The organism is Haloarcula sp. K1 (assembly GCF_001647155.1).
GTDB classification, from domain to species: Archaea; Halobacteriota; Halobacteria; order Halobacteriales; family Haloarculaceae; genus Haloarcula; species Haloarcula hispanica.
On record NZ_LRHL01000005.1, the window covers coordinates 1 to 21,688 of the forward strand.

15 protein-coding genes are annotated in these 21,688 nt (G+C 58.5%); 12 read left to right on the forward strand and 3 right to left on the reverse strand.

What is annotated here, in order from left to right; all coding sequences use genetic code 11:
- Positions 1-68: 68 nt before the first annotated feature.
- Positions 69-944, forward strand: a complete 876-nt coding sequence (locus AV929_RS02905; RefSeq protein WP_007190683.1) for a hypothetical protein — start codon at positions 69-71, stop codon at positions 942-944.
- 256 nt (positions 945-1,200) lie between these two features.
- Here AV929_RS02905 and AV929_RS02910 read toward each other — a convergent pair whose 3' ends face one another.
- On the reverse strand, positions 1,201-4,056 hold the full coding sequence (locus AV929_RS02910) for a hypothetical protein (RefSeq protein ID WP_064287377.1): 2,856 nt from the start codon (positions 4,054-4,056) through the stop codon (positions 1,201-1,203).
- 786 nt (positions 4,057-4,842) lie between these two features.
- Between AV929_RS02910 and AV929_RS02915 the strand changes: the two genes are divergently transcribed.
- The 10 genes from AV929_RS02915 (at position 4,843) to AV929_RS02960 (ending at position 18,286) form a co-directional block, all read left to right on the forward strand.
- Positions 4,843-5,298 (forward strand): pilin, encoded by a 456-nt coding sequence (locus AV929_RS02915; protein WP_058992258.1) that lies wholly within the window; start codon positions 4,843-4,845, stop codon positions 5,296-5,298.
- Between the two features lie 7 nt (positions 5,299-5,305).
- Positions 5,306-7,315, forward strand: coding sequence for a hypothetical protein (locus AV929_RS02920; RefSeq protein ID WP_064287378.1), 2,010 nt, complete (start codon positions 5,306-5,308; stop codon positions 7,313-7,315).
- Positions 7,312-8,139: a hypothetical protein gene (locus tag AV929_RS02925; RefSeq protein ID WP_064287379.1), complete on the forward strand. Its 828-nt coding sequence runs from the start codon at positions 7,312-7,314 to the stop codon at positions 8,137-8,139. Before AV929_RS02920 ends, AV929_RS02925 begins: the two co-directional genes overlap by 4 nt.
- A 2-nt stretch (positions 8,140-8,141) precedes the next feature.
- Positions 8,142-9,833: a hypothetical protein gene (locus AV929_RS02930; RefSeq protein ID WP_064287380.1), complete on the forward strand. Its 1,692-nt coding sequence runs from the start codon at positions 8,142-8,144 to the stop codon at positions 9,831-9,833.
- 1,658 nt (positions 9,834-11,491) lie between these two features.
- On the forward strand, positions 11,492-13,000 hold the full coding sequence (locus tag AV929_RS22550; RefSeq protein WP_230458820.1) for a type IV secretory system conjugative DNA transfer family protein: 1,509 nt from the start codon (positions 11,492-11,494) through the stop codon (positions 12,998-13,000).
- A complete protein-coding gene (locus AV929_RS02940; protein ID WP_064287381.1) occupies positions 12,993-13,370 on the forward strand; it encodes a hypothetical protein in 378 nt (125 codons plus the stop codon). The genes AV929_RS22550 and AV929_RS02940 overlap by 8 nt, the downstream gene beginning before the upstream one ends.
- The gene (locus AV929_RS02945) at positions 13,367-13,843 is read left to right on the forward strand and encodes a hypothetical protein (RefSeq protein WP_064287382.1); all 477 of its coding nucleotides are present in this window, start codon (positions 13,367-13,369) and stop codon (positions 13,841-13,843) included. Before AV929_RS02940 ends, AV929_RS02945 begins: the two co-directional genes overlap by 4 nt.
- Complete coding sequence (locus tag AV929_RS02950; protein WP_064287383.1) at positions 13,840-14,595, forward strand: relaxase/mobilization nuclease domain-containing protein; 756 nt, start codon at positions 13,840-13,842, stop codon at positions 14,593-14,595. Before AV929_RS02945 ends, AV929_RS02950 begins: the two co-directional genes overlap by 4 nt.
- A complete protein-coding gene (locus AV929_RS02955; protein WP_064287384.1) occupies positions 14,592-16,808 on the forward strand; it encodes a type IV secretory system conjugative DNA transfer family protein in 2,217 nt (738 codons plus the stop codon). Before AV929_RS02950 ends, AV929_RS02955 begins: the two co-directional genes overlap by 4 nt.
- Positions 16,809-17,920: 1,112 nt before the next feature.
- Positions 17,921-18,286, forward strand: a complete 366-nt coding sequence (locus tag AV929_RS02960) for a hypothetical protein (protein ID WP_080510016.1) — start codon at positions 17,921-17,923, stop codon at positions 18,284-18,286.
- A 327-nt stretch (positions 18,287-18,613) separates the two neighbouring features.
- Here AV929_RS02960 and AV929_RS21650 read toward each other — a convergent pair whose 3' ends face one another.
- Entirely contained in the window at positions 18,614-19,063 is a 450-nt protein-coding gene (locus tag AV929_RS21650) for a hypothetical protein (protein WP_155120704.1), read from the reverse strand.
- 49 nt (positions 19,064-19,112) lie between these two features.
- On the opposite strand from AV929_RS21650, the gene AV929_RS02965 reads away from it, so the two are divergent.
- Positions 19,113-19,286: a hypothetical protein gene (locus tag AV929_RS02965; RefSeq protein WP_155120705.1), complete on the forward strand. Its 174-nt coding sequence runs from the start codon at positions 19,113-19,115 to the stop codon at positions 19,284-19,286.
- A 250-nt stretch (positions 19,287-19,536) separates the two neighbouring features.
- Here AV929_RS02965 and AV929_RS02970 read toward each other — a convergent pair whose 3' ends face one another.
- Entirely contained in the window at positions 19,537-20,763 is a 1,227-nt protein-coding gene (locus AV929_RS02970) for an SOSS complex subunit B family protein (protein WP_064287386.1), read from the reverse strand.
- Between the last annotated feature and the right edge of the window lie 925 nt (positions 20,764-21,688).

The following is a 21,688-nucleotide window of genomic DNA, read 5'->3' on the forward strand; positions in this document are numbered from 1 at the left end:
GACGACCGCCGACCTGCATCTGTCCACGAAGTCATTAATATGCTCTCTGAGAATTGTCCGATAGCAAGATGGGGCACGTCTACTACCATCACCCTGTAGACAAGCAGTTCTCTCTCGATTTCGTCAATCCAGACGCCGAGAATATCGTGTCACAAATCGTCGACTACGACGGGGATGTAGCTGTGAAAGTCGTGGAATACGAACTTGAAACAGAGTTCTACGGTGTATACACATCTCGGGTCGGCGGCGGTGCAGTGAGCGAGATCGAACTTGACCTCAGTGACGCTCTCGCGGACATGACTGAGGACAATGGGACGATTGTCGCACGTCTCCTAGAGATATATCGTGCGCTCCTCTCACAGAACGAGGAAGAAGAGGGTACGCCTGTGGAGGCTTACAAGAACATCGACATTGAGGACCTCCCCGATGCGTTTGACGAGACGTCGTGGGAAGGGACGGCAACAGATGTCGCTGGTCGCCTCGCGTCGAACCTGATTCTCAAGCACGCTCTTCCTAACGCCAATCATCGGACCGCTGTGGCGCTGATACAGTTCTACCTGCGTCGCATCAACAGCGACTTTTCGATGCCCGAAACAAAAACCGAGATTGAGCCCGATACCTACGACTGGCGAGAGTGGGTCAACGAGTATATTAACGAATCAAAGCGTCTCCTGACTGTTCGGCGGAAGAACGTCCTGTTCAAACATTTGCGTGAGTTCGGAGCCACAACGCTTGAGCGGAAACACGAAGTCATGATCGATTTGTCAGAGTATGAGCTTGATATGTATCCGCATGAAGCGAAGGTATTCTACGCCGAAAAGCACCAAGACCTCTGGATAGAATTTGTGGAGAAAGCAGTCGAGCGAGCCGGCTTTCCAGAATTGACCGACACTACGGGGATATCTAAAGCAGAGTTCGCAGAGAAAATCCGGCGGCTTGACTAGCGGACTGCGTTAGTCTTGGAGAGTAGCGACTAATCGGCCAGTTTCCTTGGCCTCTTCGCTACGCGACATCCCATATGTCGCAAGCGCCTCGTCCACCGCTTCATCAAGGCTCATAGTTCACTTCAATATTAGCTGTGTGATTGTATAAACTCTTGCATCACCCAGCGTGCGCGCCATACAGACGTGAGAGATGTTCCTGATTATCGCGCTAATCACAACTTCGTAGAGGGAATCATCCAGATCGGCGGATTGCTCTCTAGTTTGCAGAATTGACGAGCGAAGTCTGCGTCGTCGTTGGATCGGGATCAAGCCCCAGCACGACCGATTTGGGGGGTTGGTAACGCACTGATTCGGTCCCAGTAGTCAGTTTTTCGAGCGTCATCCCCTGCAGGTGAGCGACCAGTGACAAGACCTGTCGACAATGGGGGTACCGGTCCAGCCACTCGTCGAACCGATCACCGCGTCCTGTCACAGCCAGCGTCAGTTCACCGCCGTAGTCGATTTCCCGGTGCCCCAATTCGTAGAGAACCTCGGCGATAACAGCCATTTCGTCGGAGAACGCCGGCCCGTAGGCGTCTATATCCACGTCAGGGGTAGGGGTCGTAGCCCGCGAACCACAGTCCTCACCATTGAATGACAGGCAAATCCGCCATTCCGTCGCTCGACCCGGCCCAAGATCCTCGCGTTGGATGACGCCGGCAGCCTCGAGGTCGGCAAAGTACGTCTCATTGTTCCGAAGCGTCTGTGTCGAGACGTCCAGAAGGTCGGCAAGGTCACCCGTCGCCAGGGGTTCATCGACATCCAGCAGTATCGCGACAGTTCCCGAGACAGATCGAGGGCCGATATCGGGCAAGAGTTCGGCGGCATCGAGCATCGACAGCGCATACCGAATGTCTTCGGTCGTGAGGTTCCGTGGCCGGTCCGTCTCGGCACCGAGATAGGAGACGGCCCGTGCCGCAGCGAAGGCATCGCTCGTCAGTGCATGGAGGATCGAAACCGTCTCTCGGGTCGGTTTCAGCGATTTGAGGCTGAGTTGCCGGGACAGCGCAATGGCGACGGCGTCGCGACGATCACCGTTGACGATATCGACATTCAGTATGAACGCTGAGAACCCGTCAGCCTCGTCCTGAAGATCGAGATACTCGTCAAGATTTTCGAGGTGCGAGCGCATCGAATCGACGGTCGGCCCGGCCAAGACCCAGCTGCCGGTCGTGTCACCGGTTGGGTCCGATGCGTCGACGTCGGGTGTCGCGAGAAGTTGAGACCGTTTCTCTTCGCGGTCCTCGTAGAGCACTCGGTACGCGGAGTAGAGCCCGTAGCGGCTGGACACAGCAGTCTGAGTGGCAATCATCTTCGCGAGGTGGTCCCGGCGGCGGCTATCCGAGACAGCCCAGTCAGGTACCTTGAGAACACGGGTGATATCGACACCGAGCATGTCGTAGATCCGGGACACCGTTCCGAGCAGCCCGTGTGCGGTCCGGGCCAGCATCGACAGGCCGTTGTTCTCGTCGTTGCTGTCGTCCTCAACGTCGACGTCAACACTCATCAATAGTAGGCCGTCGCGAGCCTGTCGAAGCCGGGATTGAAGCCCCTTCGCGTCGGCGTCTTGGTTTCGCAGGTAGCCCAGACAGCCGCCGTCCCGGAGTAGATACGGGTCAGTCACTGGGAGTCCATCAAGACCAGACCGGTCTGGCCCGCCAGCGAGTCTGTTCTGCGTTAAGACCTGCTGAAACGCCGGTTCTGAGAGTAACGCCGCACAAAGACGGACCAGTGTGTGGGCCTGGTAGCCGGCTGCTTCAACCTCGACAACGACCTCGTCGCGCTCCTCTAGGAATGAGTAACCGACCCCACGAGAGTCCCCAGTCGAGTCGACCGTGCGGGACGAGAGCGCGATTTCGCCGGGAGCGGCCGCCGAGACGGCTGCATCGTGGATGTGACCGTCAAGGAACGAAACGGACGATGTGGTGCTGGAGCCGCCGCGGGTGGCGGTCGCGGCCTCGCTGTCGGGCCGGTCCCCCTCCCCTCCTTTGGCGGTTGGGGTGTACACGGAACTGTGCGGAGATTTTGGGGGGTCAGTAACGCCGGGTGAATCGGCCCGCTGGCTGGTACCCACTCCTTGCGTGCTCTCGTCAATACGGCCCGTACCGCCAGTAGAGGGGGCAGACGAGGTTTCGAGAGAGTAGTCCGGGTGTTCATCCAGCAACGCATAGCCCGCTGGCAGCAGGCGAACAGTCCGTTCGTGTGTGCCATAGGATGTCACCAGATCGGCGTCAGCCATCCGCTTCACCCACGCGCGTATCGCTTCGCGAGAGGACCACTCCAAGAGCGTGTGACTTTGGAGAGCATCGTAGGTCAGTTCCTCTTTTGAGGCCTCTGCGACGGCGTAGAGGCGCTTCCAGTCCTCATGGTTTGCCCCTCGGTCGGCCAAGAGGGTGCGTACGTGTTGCCGGCGGTGTTCTGTCCGGGTCGACACGGAGTCGGACCCATATAGGCTCGACTCTATGGAGTGAGTCACGCTGGCCGGCAGCACCTCATCAAACTCGGAGAGGAGATGACGCTGGACGCGCGGCGTTGCGTTCGTCAAGACGATCTCGATACCAACACTCAGCTCGACGAGGAACTCAACCAGACTCGTACGCTGTGTTCGAGAGAGGTCCCATAACTTACGCACGTCAACGGCAAGCGTGGGCTGGACGTCGGCGGCCTCAAGCATCTTGATCGGCCCCTCAAGCACATCAGCAAGCGATGAATGGGTTCCGATAGATGTTGTCCCACCGAGCTGGCGAGACACTTCTAGCAGCCGGAACCACTGCAACTGTGAGTCGGCTGCTTGGGCGGCTAGCGTCGCGTAGTGGTACTCGTCTTCCGTGCCGGGAATCTCGTCAGTAAGCGCCGTGACACCGCACTCTTCGATCAGTGTCGCCCGCCACTTGTCGCGAGGCACATCCGCGAGCAGTTGGCGTAGCGCTGTCAAGAGTGCATCCGAGAGTTGCGTGTCGGGCTTCCAGAGGGCGCGATTGAGAGCCGTAGGACTCGTTATGGCCTCTGGGCCGAGTGATAGTCGTGCGGTAGGGTCTATCGACCCCTCGGGGCGAACCTCGAAGCTCGTCATGTCCGGCGATTACGACAGTCTCACAGCTATCTGCCGACGCGACTAGGCCCAAACACAGCGCAGAGATGGCTCTCTCTGTTCGGGCGCAACGCTTATTTCATCACGGCAAGAAGCAGTAGGTGAGAACGAGGGTGCTCACCTTTTCAGCCGGGGTCGTTGGCGCGACCCCGGCGTCCTGCCTCTCACCGATTAGCGGTGAGTGTTTTCCGTATGCTTGATGTTGATTTGGTTTGGCCGCTCCTGTCTTAAACACCGCGGCTAGTTTGTCTGCCGCACGTCAGACAAGAGTTAGTTGACTGTCTTGAGTGGACCAGCGATCCGCGATTGCCCTCCCCAGCTGTCGGCGGGGAGCGGTCCCGTCTCGCTGGTCCCTTGTTGAGTCGTTGCACCTGTATGTGACAATATCTAGTTATGTCATATGTATTTTTTCCTTTCACTTTGCCGACAGTATAGCCGAAACTATAATGACATATATAGCCTATATTCTAAATATTCTTTTAGTATCAGAATACTTATATTACTTAATTAATTATTCCTTCTCTACATATTTTCCACAGCCTGAGTATACATGGGTGCGTAAAACTACGTCATTCACGTATAATTCTACATATCAAAACCTAGAATGTTATATTCTGTTCACAAGTTATTTGGTCATTGCACTGTCAATATGTGCTGGTGGATTCAGGACAGAATTCACCAACTGTGTAAGAAAACCAATATAACGATACCAGCGGATTACCGGTGGGGAATCGGCGGGCAAGCAAGACCGCAAAATCAGAGACATCTATGTCAACACAAACCACAGCATCGAACGCATCGACCGCACAACCAACACTCTACACGCACGCGAAGCGGCGGTTTGCTGACGCCTGGCTCACGCCCGGCGTGCGACAGGCGACCCAACTGCTACTGCTCCTCACGCTGTTTGCTGGCTCGGCGATGGGCCAGACCGACGTCGGGAACATCTACTGTGACACTGCTGTCGAGGATGGCGTCAACGTCGTCTTCGGCGCACTGGCTGGTCTCGGCCTGCCAGCGACGATGGTGTTCGTCGGTCGCAGTGGCCTGTCGTACATGCGGGCCTCTGGCAACCCGAACCAGCAAAACGAGGCTCGCCGGGACCTCATCCTCTCGCTGGTTGGTCTCGGCGTCGTTGTGCTGGCAATCGTGGCTCCAGAACTCATCACGAAGTTCGGGGACAACGTCGGCTTCGGCTTCTCGGACTGTGTGACGCCATTCTGAAGATACGATGCTACCACTCCGCTCACTGCTGGTGATCGCGGCCCTTTGCTCGCTGCTCTCGACAGCCGCAGCTGCGGGGCCGGCGTCCGCTGGTGGCAACCCAGCGCAGATTGAGCGGGGGACGGCACACTCCTACACCGACGCGAGTCACGGTGGCGTGGGGGTACTCCAACAGAACGCCACCGCGCCGAGTGGCTCCAACAGCGAGGGAACACAGACGAATCGCACCGAAAACAACGAATCTAGCGTCCAAGACCCAGCAGGCAACGAGACAGCAGGCAACAGGACAACAGCCAACGGAACCGAGGGCAAAGAGTCCGTTGATCGAGGGCCAGCGGCGAACCAGACAGAGGTGAACAGGTCCGTCGAACTCGGAGCAAGGCAGAACCTCAGCGCGAAAGTCTCGTGCTACGAGAACGCCTCGAACCCGCCGGCCAATGCCTCTGTCGGGGACAACGCGACGGCAGGCGTCGTGCCCCCGAACAGGTCCTACAACCACAACCACACGTTCTTCCGTGCGCTGTGGTCTGGCGACCCTGACCATCCGAACCTTACGCGGGCCGACCGGGCCGAGGCCGAGAACGGCACGCTGGCCGTCCTCCCCTCTTGCACGGGAGATATGGTGTCTCGCGAGCCCTCGAACACGACGCTGTGGAACCGGCCCGAACACGACTCGTTCCGGACTGGCATCGAGAACGCCTCGTATCCAGTGAATGTCACGGATACTCGCTCTGGACTCTGGATTCGTGACGCCTACGTCGCGTTCTTCAGCGTAGAGCCGTCGACGGTCGTCCATCAAGAGGGAAGCACGGAACGGCTGGTCCGTCCGAACGGAACCGTGCGTGCCATCCACGACTATCGGGTGTACATCTCGGAGTTCTTCGAGGACGACTTCCGCGTCCTGAACACGTNNAACTACACGGAGATCAACGGGACCACGGAACTCCAGTTGGTCACGACGATCTCGACGAATCTCTCGGAGATTGGCGATGACGAGATTGACGAGTACGAACTGACGGTCACGGACTCACGGACGGTCCAGGTGGAAAATCTCTCCGAGCGGGCGATGGTCGTCGAGCCCGGCGTCGTCCCCAACGACAGAGGGGCCACGACCGACGACTATCGCATCGGGACTGTAATCCCCGGCAGCTGGCAGAGCGTCCAGTTCGATGGCGGATACGAAGTCCAGAGCAAGTGGCGGTTCTATACTCGCTCACCGCCCGGGTGGGAAAACTGGTCGGAGAACACGACGACGCCAGTACGACCGCTCGAAACCCACGCTGTCCGGACGACGGAAGGTCCGGCAGTCACGGTCAACCGCGTCCAAAATGAGAGTTCCGACGGCTGGCGGTTCGTACCGTCGCTCGAAGCGACGTATCCGACAAATGCGACGGCGAACACGACGGCAAACGCGACCACCAGGACGACGCTCCCGCCGGAGATTCGGATCAACCGTTCGGAGTCGTTCACGACGGCAGATCGGTTCACGATTCGGAGTGCGGAACAACTCCGGACGGAGAACTTCGAGATCAACGGACTCGTCCGCGGGAATAGCATCGAACAGCCAGCGGACTCGACGAACCCGACGCCAATCCGCGAGGTCAATATCACCTCTGAGGTCGTCAACTCGACCGACAACTCGACGGACCTGCTGATCCGGGTCGAACCGACGGCTGGCTTCCCGATTGCGGCAGGGAACGTCACTGTCGCAACAGGGCAGTCCCGGGTCGAACGGTCACTGTCTGGCGATGATTCGATTACGGTCACCGTCGACCAGGGCGAAGTCTCCTCAGCGATAGTCACGTATCGCCCGACTCAGATCTGGTGGGAGCAAGGGCGTGCTGTCCCGGTTCGGGATACACAAGAGCGGGTCGCCTACGAAGTGAATCTCCCAGATCTTGCGGAGTTCATCGACCTCGCTGTAGTGACGCTCCTGACGATGTTGCCGGCTATGCTGGCGCTGTATGGCTACGACGTCTGGATGAGAGGCAAATTTGTTGGTTGGTATAATCAATGACAAAGCAAGATATACCACGAAACAGCAGTATCGACCGCAGAACAGTGCTTGGACTCCTTAGCGGGAGTCTTGCCACGCTTGCAGGATGCAGTGGGCTGTCTGATGACGGCGGCGGAGGTGACGGAAGCGCCGGCCCGCCAGAAGAGCAGTCCGACTACATCGAAGAGACGTCGATTGAGATTGTCGAGAACGGCCGCCAATTGGCTCTGGAAGTGGCTGTGACCGATGAGATCGAGCCCTCATCGATCAGCATTATCACAGAGTCCGGTCGGGAGTTCGTCAGCGACTATTTCAGCCCCGGTGAAACCCGGACACGGCTCTCGCTAACAGAGGGAGAGGACTCGAATGAACCGCTGCCTCGGGGCCAGCACACGCTCTATCTCCGTGGTGACGACGTCGAAACTAAACTCCCACTCGAACTGGGCACTACGTTCGAAGTTGAAGAAGTCGTCCCTGGGACAAAGCGTCCGGAATTACTTGATGGTAGCCTAGGAGTCGTTATCCGGAATGTTGGAGAAAGAACTGGTGCAACTGCTCAGACCTTCGTAAATAACGAGAAGAAAGATGAGCTGTTTGTGCCGGTGAAGCCAAGTGGGATTGGTACTGTCGAATTCCCATTCCTTCTGAAGGACCGTGCATCTTGCATAAAAGTCGAAGAAACAGCTGAAAGAGATGAACAACTAACTGTCGGATTTCTTTGGAGCAACCCAGTTAGGCTTACTCAGCCTATCAGGTACGACACTTCTGACGGATGTGAAAGGACTCTAGCTGGCGAGCCAGAGGAGATCGCTGCAACTCCGGCAAAGACGGAGAAGGAGACGTAGCAATGCAGTCGGGAATTGGTGACCAAGTGCTTGAGGAAATTGTCGAGAGGGTAGTTGGAGAACTCTCATCGGCAATTGCAGCTGGTATCAGTGGCTTCCTCGATGACCTCAGAACGGATATCGTTGATTATCTCGATGGATTCTTCAACAGTATCATCGACCCGATGGTACGGACGCCAGCTCCTGAAGGACCGAATTCAGCAGCCCCTGTCGACATTGCATTTGAGTCTGCGAGTAATGCCCCTTGGGACTCGCTAATAGCGGGTATCTATTTTGAGGGGGTAGTCGGGCTGGCACTCGGGCTGCAGTTCATCGTCTTGGCGATGATTGGACTTAGATACGGGTCGATGAACCCTGTTATCCGGAAGAAACTCCTACGTCGGCTTGGGGTTGCATTTCTTTCGCTATTCTTCTGGCTGCCGGTGGCCTCACTGGGAACTCAGTTCTTCGACGCAATCGGTAATGCGACTTATAAATCTGGTCAGTCTGGAGAAGAGGTCGCTGCTCTCATCAGTTCAGCCCAGCAGATTGCAGAACTCAACCTTGGAATATTCCTTGTCGTCATCGTTGTCGGACTGTATGTCTACCTCAAGGCGGCGTTCATTTTCATCACCAGATGGCTGCTGGTCTTCCTGCTGACCCTGTCGATGCCGCTGGTCGCGACGTTCTGGGCGGTCGAGGTCTGGCCGCTGAACCGCTTCTCGGGACTGGCGAAACAGGTCGCCGGCGCGTACCCCGGAGTCCTCGCTGCGGGTATCCCGCCTGCAATCCTGATACGCATGAGCTTCGAGGCGACAAACTGGGGACTGGCTTCTGACCTGTCGCTGTTCATCAGTCTGGTGACGCTGTACTTGGCGGCAAAGTCCCAGAAGGTCCTCATCCAGCGCAGTAGCCGCGTGGCAATCCAAGTCAGCGAGCAGGCGCTCGCCGGCGGCAAAAAGCCACTCAAGATCGGTGCGGCGGCTGGTGGTGCAGCGGCGACAGCCGGCGCTGGCGCGGTCGGTGGCCCCGGCGCAGCAATGGCGACGGGTGGCACGATTCGAGCTGCCTCAGGCGCTGCAAAAGGGCGTGTCGGCAGTGCTGCCACGGGAGCCCAGATGGTACACCGCCAGATGGCAGCCAACCCCGCTGGCATGAAGAGGGGTTCCAGCAGCGGCCCCACCGGTTCCGGTGGCGGCAGTAGTCCCAACGGCTCCGGAGGTGGCGGCAACAGTGGCTCCGGCGGCGGTGGCTCCGGTGGGTCAGGCGGTTCCGCTCCACCCTCTGGTGGCGGCAGTGGCAGCAGCGGGTCTGGTGGCTCTGGTGGCTCACCGCCCTCCAGCGGCGGGAGTGGCAGTGGAAGTCCCCTCAACAGCCGATTCACCAACGGTGGTTCGTCCAGCTCGTCCGGCTCGTCCGGCTCGTCTGGCGACTCTAAGAGCGACGACACCCCGATTAGTGAACGCCAGACGAAGATGGAGCAGCAAACCAAGATGGAGCGCCAGACGCAGATCAACTCTGGCGATACCAGAGTCTACGAGTCTGACTCAGACCCGCCGTTCTCGGATGGGAAACCCGACGAAAACGGGACCGATACCGACTCTGGTGGGTCCGAGTCGTACGACTCGCTCAAGGATGTGTTTGCGACTGATGACGATATATTAGGGCCGGATGTGTACCGCGACGGCTTGCCGCACAAGGGGGATGACGACTAATGGCTGACTCAGAAGAAGAGTACAACACGAACATCATCCACGAATCCCTCGGAGATTCGACCAACTTCTGGGGCGACTACACGCTGGGGGAACTCATCCTGTTCCTCATCCCACCGTTTGGCTTCCTCGTCGCGATGGGAATGCCGTTCGTGCCAGCAGCGCTGTTCTTCCCCACGTTGGCACTCACAGCGGTCGTGGAAGTATTCCTCTACATCCTGCATAAAGTCCGGCCAGATCACTATCGCCTGACTGAGTGGCTGCGGGTCAAACTGTTCTGGCTCGTCAAAAAGAAGCAGTACACTCACGGCCAGGGGAATCAGGACACTCGGCAGGTCACGCGACTAGAGCGGGTCATGCCCCACGGCATTGAGTGCGTCGACGGAGCGTACGTCGGCGCGGTCGAAGTCGAGCCCGCCAATATGTCGCTGCAAGATGACGAAAAATGGGAGAAAGCCGTCAAGTCACTCACACGCCTGTCTGAATCCCTGACTGGGCGGGCGAAACTCCACGTCACGACGGCCGAAGTCGACAACGAGTCCCACATCCAAGCGCATATCGACCGACTCGACGACCCCGATGCGAAGAGCCATTCGATCTTCCGGGGCGTCCTCATGGAGTTCGTCAACCGCTACATCGACGACAGCGGCAACGTTGAGACTGAAACTGAACTCCAGCGGAAGTACTACATCGTCGTTTGGGTGACTGACGAGGATATTCACGACCTCCAGATGAACAGCGACTCCATCGCGGATTACCTGACCGGGATACCGGTCATTGGGCGGCTGTTCACTCGGTTCGACAGTGACACGCTTACTGACGCCGAACGAGAGGAGTTCAAGGCCAAGAAGCTCCACGACCGGCTCGAAACCGTCGACAGAGCAGTCAACAATATGTTCCGGTGTCGCAGCCGGTCGGTCAGCCCGCATGAGCTGGCGCACTTGACCGAGGACTACTGGGCCTGTGAAACCCGGTCGGAACGCGAGTACGAAGAGGCGGCCTCCGTCTCCCCGGTGACGTACTCGGCACGAGAACTCATCAAGCACGGCGAGGGTGCTGCAGCCCACGACGCTGCGGAGGGGATGGACACCGACGACGTCGGTGGGACCGACTACGAGGTCGACGAGACCGACTTCGTCTCCCAGTTGCATAGACCGGGAGAGAACCATCGGTCACTGGTCGCGCCGACGGATATCGAATGGGAAGCCGACCACGCCCTCATCGACCAAGAGACGTACACCCGGTGCTTCTGGATCGAGACGTATCCCGAGCATCCGACCAGTGGAATGCTGGAGCAACTGCTATTGGATACGGACCTTGCCGTCGACGTCTCAATNNAAAGGAGAGTTGGAAGCGGAGGATATCGAACAGGAGGTCAACCAGGCAAAGTACATCCGGCAGATGGTCCGGCGGAACCACGCGTCGCTGTTCCGTGTCGGGGCGTTCATCCGGCTGACTGCGGAGACTGAAGAAGACCTCCGGAAGCAAACGAACCGGCTCGAAACGCTCCTACGAGACTCACCGTCGAACTGCGGCGTCAAGCGAACGACCCGCCGGCAGGAAGCAGGATTGGTGACTGTCTCGCCGATCGGGGCCAACGAACTCGGGCAGAACNNGAAGCACTCGGGTCGCTGTTCCCGTTCTCGTCGAACTACCTCCGGATGGAGGACGGCATCGAGTACGGACTGCACGGCCACAACGACTCCTCGCTGTTGATCGACCCGTGGGAACTGGAAACCGGCCACTCGGAGCTAGTGACTGGAATGCCCGGCGGCGGGAAGACCCACGGCACGCAGGCTCGGGCGATGCGGATGCTGAAAAAGCGGTCGGACGTCAAGCAGATCTACATCGACCCGGTCGGGGATATGCATGGCAGCGCGAAGATGCTGGATGCAAAGACCATCACGATCAGCGGCGAGACGCCGCTGAACCCGTGTGAGATGCATCCGACGCCTCAGCATGTCCTCGAACAGTCCCCGGATATGCAGCCCGTCTCCGCCAAGAAAGACGAAGTGTACGGGGTCATCGAGAACTTCCTCCAATCTCGGGATGTCGATCTGGAGATGCACAGCGGCCTGATCACGTTCCTGATCGACAAGATATTCACTGAATCGGATATCGACCCAGCGGACCCATCGACACACACGCCGGAGAACTCGCCGGACCTGAGCGACTTCCTCGAAGTCGTTGACCGCCTCCAGGAAGAGCCAGAAATGTTCCCGGGAGCGACGACGGAGTCCTCCCAGCAGAAAATCCAGCAGTACGCAAACGAACTCTCGATTGCGCTGCATCCGTTCCGGCCGGGAAGTACCTTTGGCAACCTCTCGAAAGAGTCGGACTTGCGGCTGATCGACGACAGCAGCAAGGCCGTCTATCTGGACCTCCAACAGGTCGAAGGCTCGGGTAGTGGCCTCGGTAAGCAGTCGTTCATCATGCAACTGCTGTTGTCGACGCTGTACCAGCAGGCCAAGAATATGCAGCAGAAGGTCGAGATCATCATCGACGAAGCTCACTACCTGTTCAATGACGACGCAAATCTGGAGTCGCTGAACCAGATTGCTCGCCACCAGCGCCACGCTGGACTCCGGCTAGTGATGCTGTCCCAGACGCTCTCGGAGTTCGAGGACAAGGGAGCCGCTGAGGAAATCGCGGGAATGTGCCCGATCAAGGTGCATCACCGCGAGCCGGAACTGGGCGATGAAACCGCAACAAGCGCTGGACTGACGGACGAACAGCAGTCCTACATCCAGCACGCCGAAGCCGGCAAAGAGTCGTTGGGTGACGGCCAAGGCTACTCGCAAGCGTTGGTTCGCGTCGACGAACATGGCGATTACCCGCTGACGATCAAGACGTCGTGGGAGGAAAAGCAGATCATTGACCTTGACGCTGACGCGGAAGATGCGCTCGACGTTGTTGCTCACGAGGCTGACTCCCGCGCTGCTGACTTCGAAGAGTTCGTACGCTCGAAGGCAGTCGAGCAAGAGCTAGCGAATCACGGATTGTCCCCGGAGAAGGCTGAACACGTCCTCAACGGACTCAGCGAAGACGAGTTGGTGGACGTGGTGTCTGTAGCACTTGACCAGACACAGCCAGAAGCAGTTGTCGCTGACGGTGGTATCGAGGCAGAGACTGATGCGGAGTTTGACACTACGGAAAATTCAAATGAGTGACACAATCTCACTACGGATGAGTGCAGAAGAGAGAGAACAGATTGTAAAGCAGGCGCAGAAGGTAAACGAAGACCTCTCTGAGTACATTCTGAAAGCTACGGAGCAGCGCATTGCTCGCGAATTGCAGGACCAGCGTGCTACTGAATTAGGCCTTGGGCCAGAACTGGAACAGATAGCAGAGAGTGTTACAGCGGAAGTGAACAAGGCCGCAAATATTGACACGAGTCAAGAACTGGCATACACAGTAGCACTTTGGGACTTACTCTCATCGGATTACCCCTCGGAAGAGCGCGCTGCTGCGATGGAGGGAGCGACAGAGCGACTGCAAGAACAGGTCGAAAACGTGCGTAACAAGGAGGGCCAGGAATGACTGAGAGAGATACGCTTATCCAGATATACACGACTGAAGAGAATCAAGAATGGTTTGAAGAGTTGGCTGACGAAGCAGGTACATCGGTTTCAGAATACGGGCATGGGATCATTGAAGATCACGTCGGCCGTGAGACGGGGAAGCGTCAGTACGACCGGTATGGAACCGACACTGAGCTGGAAGTCACTCTTGATTCCCTCGAAAAAGAATTGAACGACACCCTGAGCCAATTTGAGTCTGAAACGCTGGAAGAAGTGCGGTATGTTCAGCAAGTGCGGACAGCGTATATCATTGCGATCTGGAGACTTATTCAGGATAATTACACTCCCGCCGAGCGACAACTCGCAATGAAGTTCGCCGAGAAGTTCACCGGCCAAGATCTAAACATAGAGGCCGGCACGATGCCAGTAGAGACGGACAGTAGCGATGCAGACACAGAGGCTACCGCTCACTCAACGGGTGATGACGCATGATGCTGCAAACAGACTATGACAAGAGCGGGGCAGGGAATCTCGTTGATTACATCCGGCGCGACCGAGACCAAGACGCTGGAGCGACAGTTGACCTACGGAATCCAGCCGGGCGAGAACTGTCCGACTCAGAAGTAAATCGGTTCGTCGACAAGAGCCGGGAGTTCGGATTCCAGCGGCATCTGATCGTCTCGCCAGATCCCACTGGAGAATACTCGCCAGAAGAGGTCCGCGACAACACTCGGGACGTAATGAACCAAGAGTTTGCTCGCCAGCCGACAACTGACTATGTGTATGCAGTTCACCAGAACACAGACTTCCCTCACGCACATGTCGCAGCTACTGGGAAGCAGTCAGAATTAGAAATGGGTCGGGAAGATATTCGACAGATGCGCGAACAAGCAGCGACTGCATTTGAAGAACCCGCTCGAACCCGCGACCCAACGGCAACTGCTCACGATGCACCGGAGAATCCCGGTCGGGTCGTAGATCAAGAAGCACGGGAGCAGTACCACGAGGCAGAACTGTCGCTGAACCCCGAAGCCGAAAAAGCGCTCAAGCGCGCGACTGAGAAGAGTCAACAGAAAGACATCGGACAGTCCACGGCTGAGAAAGAGCGCACTGAGAGAGAAACTGAGCAACTCTCAGAACGTGCTGCGGAGAGAGCCGAAGAACAGGCGGCAACTGAGAGCGAACCCGAAGCTGCCCCCGAACGCGAGCAGGAACCCGAGCGCGAAGTTGGGTGGTGGCAGTGAGTTCTAGTTCCTCTGCACCACCAGGACAACGCTCCGGCGAAGTCCCGAACAGTCTCAAGTACGACAACGTCGTCGGGTTCGTCTGGGCCGGGTTCATGCTGTTGTTCCCGCCGATGATCGTCGACAGCGACAAGGTTCTCCCGAAGCGGTTCTGGGCGTGGCGCTACATCTACCTCGGCTTTGGACTGATCAGCGCAGCGTTCTTCTATGACGTGCTTGTCCAGACTCCCAGCGCGGCGCTGTTGTTCCCGTTCGCTCATGTCCTAGCTGCTATCTCAGTCGGGACATTGTTCGCTGGCTTCACCGTGCCCGGCCTGTCACTGCCGATGGTCTCGTACTCGACCACGGTGATCCTGTATGCCATCTCAATCGGTATCGTGTTCTCTGGGGAACTACTCCGCCGGACCTCGCCGGAAATGCTCGCGATGAACCAGTGGGACCACGACGACGGGGAGTCCGTCGTCCCGCTCGAAGAAGTCTCTCACGAACACGAAGAGGCCGAAATGCCGTTCACGCTCGATCAGGATGTCTCTACAGCCGTCGTAGGGGAAACCGGGAGTGGGAAGACGTCGATGATGAAACTACTGGCCTACCAGTTCCCGTACTACAGTAACACGGCAGTCATCGCCCACGACACCGGCGAAGATTTTCAAGCATTCTATGAGGAGCTGGGCTTTGAGGTTCAGCGCATCCGCCACGAAGACAGCGACGTAGTCTGGAATCTGTTCAAGGACGCCGATTCGGAGTCGGACTTCCGCGAGGTCGCCGGCGCGATCTTTGGAGAGGCCGACGGCCACGACCCGTTCCACCGGCCCGCCAAACAGACTTTCGCGGAGATGCTGATGTACCTGCATCTCAGCGCACAAAAGAACAACCGCCGTCACGCGCTCTGTCATGCCGATATCGTCTCGCTGCTCAACGAGGGCCACATCGCGCTAAAGAAGGCACTTGATGAGTTCGACCGGCTGGACTCAGGTCATATTGACCCTGACAAAGGGAAAGGCGCACAGAACGTCTACCAAACGATCAAAGAGAACGTCGACCCCGTCTTCACTGGCGACTTCGGAGAGTACGGGGAGTTCTCGCTGCAAGAGTACATCGAGAACCCGGAAGGCCGAGTCCTCATTATCGACTCAAACCCAACCGAGCTGGAAACGCTCGGGCCAATGTACCAACTGCTCGTGGACTGGTCGATCCGCTATGCGATGAATGCTTCAAATCCGACGGTCCACATCCTCGACGAGATTGACGCGCTGCCGGCACTTACTCAGGTGACGAACCTGACGGCCCGAGGGCGGAAACACAAGGCTCGGGCACTAGTCGGCGTCCAGACAATCGGCCAGCTCAAGGACACGTACAGCACAATATCTGGGATTGTCGGCAACTGTCCACAGGGAGTTTACTTCGGGCCGGGTGACACTGAGTCGACGGACTTCATCCTCGACGAACTTGGCGAGAGTCGGCAGTATGACCGGTCCGAAATGGTGTCGATGAGCCATCAGGGGCGCGGCGAAAACCCACGAACGCAGGCCCGGGACACGTACAAGGAGAAGGACAAAACGCCGGTCACATCCGGCCTGCTCCGAGACTTCCAGCCCGGTGAGTGCGTTGCCGTCTCTCGGACGACGTGGGTTCATGGACAGTCCTACGAACTGGCTGATGTTCGAGATAGCCTCCCGGCACAGGGTGCGGAGTCGCCGGGCAGTTCGGAGCCGGAACCCACCGAGGATGATACCGACATCGAGAGTGACAGCTGGTTCTCGTTTACTCGGGCCCGACTCGACGATGTGCTCTATGGGTCACTTGGTGAGACCGAAGATGATGAGTCCGGAGAGAGTGGCCCGGATCGTGACTCCGAAGTCGAGCCAACCGCCGACGCGACAGACGGGTTGGACGACGACGAGTCGACCGACCCACTCGACCAGACAACAGCAAACACCGCCGTCACGTCACCGGATACAGACCGCCCAGATGTATCAGATTTAGAGGATAACTCTGGTGGCGCGGATCAGGACCAACAGCTGCCCGATGACGATGGCGACCACTCCCCTGAGACGGTCCCGGACTCCAGTAGTGACGAGACGGAATCTGCTGAGAAGGAAGAGAGTGAATCACCCGACGAATCGGATATGGAGGGTGGGACTGACGAGAGTGAAGAGCGGGACGATACTGAGTCAAGAGAAGATCGACATAGGCCAGCTGAGTTCATGTGACCCACATCAATTTGTCCGCCCTCTAAACCTAAGAAGTTCTATATATCTTTCTTTCCGTGACGTGGTGGTGCTCTTCTTCAAGTTGGTAACTAGGTCTTGTCGAGACTGTAGTACTCGATTTTCATCAGAGTTGTTGAAGTTATTTTCTTCAAACCATTATATATACGAAATCGCAAGACGGCGTCCGTTATTCACCGATTTGAATTACAGTGAATCACTCAAACGCTATAGTGAATAATCAGAAAATCGCAAGACGGCGTGGGTATGAATCGGCCGAAACCCGAAATTGAATACACTCTTTATCTTGCCGTGCAAATCTCGGCGGAGGCGCGAGAGACATAAGGAGAAATACATAAGAAATAGGATATAGGAACAGGTGGGTGATCGCGGAACCCACTCAGAGCGAAGACTGGCACACTCACCCCGTGAGAGAACCTATCGGGTTTCAGATAGAAACCGCCTCACTCTCCAGAGTCCGACCGGGACTGCTCCGGCGAGCCAGCCCCACCGAGCGTCATGTGAGTCTACTGTGCCACGCACGTCGCCGGCCACCGACGTCCAGGGCCACGCCGATCACGACCACACTCGAACTGAGCCAGTGCTGGCAGACCCACGCTCGACCCTCGCTCACTTCGGCCCCTCCGTGGCGCACAACCCGACAGTCACCGGTCGGCGACCACACCACCTTGTCCGGAGCTTTGTATCCGATTCCCAACAGGTACAACGCGCCTTGTTTCCCGTCTTCACGATATCGTAATTTAGTGTGGCATTCAGCCGGGGAACCGTCCGATTCCCGGCGGGGATCGCGCCCGCCACCGCAGGCACGATTGGACCGGCGTGAGGCGCGCGACCGCGCCGAGCGCAGCGCCCCGTCGTCCGAGTGAGCACCAGCGAACGAGGACAGGACAGACGAGCATCGCGAGTCTGTCAGTGGCGTCGCGCGCTGGGACGGTCCATCAGCCATCCAACCCAGTTGCGCCCCGGCCGGCAGACCCACGCCTGCGATACATCCGACACTCCGTGGGACCAGTACCTCGACGTGTGCCAGCTGGAGCCACCCCAACCCAGAGCTTTTTGAGCGATGACGGCCAAGTCTGAATCGCACCGTTCTCATGTCACAGCCACACCTTTCCCCAGAGCAACAGCCATCCAACCAGCGCCAGATTCCGAGTATCGAAGCGATTGGGCCAGTCGTCGACGAAGTGATCGACATCGCTCGGCGAGAACTCGATGCACCGCGGTCAGTCGAGATCGAGACGTGGGAAGATCGCGAGTTTGAGGTTCGCGTGAACCACTGGTATCCAGCCGGGTCGGAGAACCGATATGGATACGACGCGGTCATCCACTATCATAGTGATCGGGAAACGATTCGGGGAGTCCTGTTCGAAGAAGACACGAAAACAGATGAACGAGAGGCACTCGTGACGATGGACTGGGGACACATTCCAGATCCACTTTCCGAAAAAAATGGGGAGTAGTCTGACCAGCGCTACTTCACCACCTCACGGTGGCAGTCTTCACACAACTGGTCGAAGGACTGGTCTCTGTCATCATCGTAGAACGACCCTGCTCGGAACCGAGTCTCGTTCAGTTCCATGACGAACGTTTTCTTGCAGCGCGGACAGCGAATTTCTCCCATTCGAAATATCACCTCCCGGCGGCCCTGTCTGGCCGCCACCCGCCTGCGGCCACACAAAATCGAGGGGTGTCTATCCGGGATACCGGGCCCAGACACTGACTAACCAACAACACCCCAGACTGCGCCGACTGTGTTGGTTAGACCAGCGAATAAGGACAGCAGCAGGTCACGTTTCTCGAAGTTTGCCGCACGCTGCACAGTATTCCTCAACCGCTGCAACGGCTCCAGAGACCGTTGGATGGGGCATCGACTTTGGAGAGACCGCCCACGCGCCACAGTCGTCGCAAGCACCCACTGAAGCAAGTGAGAATGCGTCTGATGCGAACTGTGCGTGTTCGCAGTTTGCTTGCTTCCGCTCCTCTTGTGCTGTGTCGTATGGCGTCCCCCTCCTCGGACTGTAGCTTTCGTTCTCGTTGCATACACTGCACTCCGAGGAGGACCATGACGTTCGGATGACAGTGCCATCATCAGTCACGAGCTTGTATACGGTATTGCTTTTATTGTCAAGCCGAAAGACAGCGATGTACTCGTTTGATTTTGGGTGGGGGATTCGCTTGGCATCCTGACCGCTGGCAAGCTGTTCTATCGGATTGCCAGCTTCTCCATTAGTTGACATGATATTCTCCACTTTCCGGAGCGAGTCGCAAAAATGTCGTGCTATTGGTTTGTCTGGGTCGAAGCACGAGCAGACAACAGAAGATGGAATGCGGTTCCCGTCTCCCTCCCGGCGGCAGGCCGGGATCGCGCCCGCTACCGCAGGCACGATGGACCGCCGCGAGGCGCGCGATAGCGCCGAGCGGAGCGCTCCGCTGGCGTCGCGCGCTGTCGCGACCCACTAGCCACCCAGCCCCAGTTTCTCCCGGGCCGGCTGGCCCACGTCCACGCACACACCAGCACACCGGCTCCCTCACAGCCCCCGCCAGACTGACCCACGTCGACGCGCCGGTGCGGTGGCGTGCCAGTCCGTGCGCGCGGTTGTCTCGCCGCCGTCCGCTGTGCCGGAGGCGGCGGCGAGGCCGCGTGCGCGAGCACCGTCGCACCGCCCGAGGAAGCCCCCCGCTCGATGGGGGACGCCCCCGGTGTCGGGCGTCAGTCGGCCGTCTGTCCGTTCTTCACATCCCGGTAGGTCGAGGTGAAGACCGTCACCGGCCCATCACCTTCGTTCGCAGCCTCGTCGTCTGAGTGGACCATGCCCTGATGGGTGGCGGCCCCATGCTCAGTGTCGAACAGGTCCGAACACCCGGACTCGGGACAGCGGGCCTTCCCGAGCGTCACGGCGACCGCGTGGTCAGTGTCGCGCTCGTTGGCCCACTGATGGGTGTCTGACTCGGCTTCCCACGACGCCGCCGTTCGGCTATCACCGGACGAACCGAACGAACCGCCCCCGTGTCCGGTGGGCGCGGGACCGTCGCCACGCTCGATGATGCACATGAGCGTGTCGCTCGTGACCGCCACCGTCTTGATACCGTTGTAGTCGTCGGGCTTGCCCCCGGAAATCCGAACTCTGTCGCCTTCGTGGAGCGTGCGAACCATCTCGCCGCCGTGCATGGACTTGCCCCAGACCGTGACCTTCGCGCTCGTGCCGTCGTCGTCCTCGATGTAGAGGACTTGGTACTGGTTCCGAGCGTCTGGCTCCGCGATGATGTGCGTGACTTTGCCTTCAACCGTACACTCGTAGCCGTAGGGGCTCACTTCGTCGATAGGCGTGGGGACTTGCAGTTCGTCACGGGCGTCCCTGAACACGGTAAAGGAAGCCTCATACAGACTGTTACAGTCGCCCATCTGCCCGGACACAAGGGCCGCGAGTCGGCGGCTTGCCGCCGCCTGCGACAGACTGGTCTTGTCTGCCAGCGTTGCGGCTTGCTGGTTGACTCGCGCCAGCGTGTCGCGGTCCATCCACTGCCGGGGGTCAGCCGGGGAGCGGAACCCGTCAGCCCGTTCGGTTTCCGCGTCGGTGAGCTGGCGAGCCGAGGCTTCGCGGTCAGCACCGTCGACGTGGGCGCGTGCGACCTCGGAGTGTCGGGCTTGCTCGGCTTCGCGTCCGTGGCGTTCTTCCTGCTGTTCTAGCGTTTCGCCAAACCGCCGGTCCGGACCAACCTCGGTCGAGCGGGTCCAGTCGTATGCCTCCTCCTGCCGGGCGTAGAAGTTGCCACGGCTATCGCTACCTCGATTCATTCTGAAATCGAGTTCGTCGCCGTTTTCGGTCTCTGCGACCGCCTCTAGAAGCTGTTCGGGGCCACCCTCGATGTGGGCCGAAAGGGAAACCGTCTGGTTGCTTGCCGATGCTTTCTTACCGCTGGAATTGCTAGCGTACATTGTCTTTCTGAGGGATACGGAAAGACACTTGTCGGGTGCTACTACACCCGATTTCTGCGGCGTGAAACTGCCCTGCCAGCGCCGCGTGCGTCGTGTCTTTCCGTACTTAACCGCATGGGTGCCGACTACTTAAAGCTACCGGACTATTTGGATTGTTTCAAGTGCAATATTCGGGTGTCTGAGTGGTTTCTAAGCGGTGTCTTGTATTTCACGTTTCGAGGGAGAATAGTATATAAAGACCGTCGGTGGTTGACACCCCGGCGGGCGGTCACATCGTATGCGGTTGCGGTGAGCCAGCATCCCGCGCGGCCAAGCGAGTGCCNNCGTCCTCGTTCCGGCGAGGGAGCGCCGGCCGCGAGGGTTCCTCACCCGGATCGCGCGCGACTCCGACGCGTGCGTTCGATTCTGCTGTGTTGTGCCGTAGCAGTCGGGTGGGACTGAAAGGGGCACGCCGCTGGCGCTTGTTGTAGTCGGGTCAGCGGCCCCTATCCGAACGGAGTGAGGATATGTCGCTGAGCGACCGCCAGCGGCGTGGGGCTTTCAAGGTGTGCTGGTCCGACACCGAGTTCGTCGTCGTGATGTTGTTTGGAGTAGTCCCGTCGAAGCCAGTGGTCCCCCCGAGGTTAGTCGTGCCGCCGACGTCAGGGCAACGAGTCTCGCCCGCAGCAGTCCCACGAGTACCGTCACCCGAACCGCCGCCTCCCTCGACACCGTCACGAGTGCCACACGACTCGACTCCAGGGCCAGCAGTGCCAGAATCCCCTGCTCGCCACACACGAGACACACGCCACCCGAACCCTCTCCGCCGGCCATTGGTCCACGTACCGGCTCCGGCAAGAGCGAGCGTGCCGCCCAGCGGCGGCTGCCCGGCGGCCAGACGACACACCAGCCAACCATCCGTTCCTGCCCGGCCGTCAGTCCCACG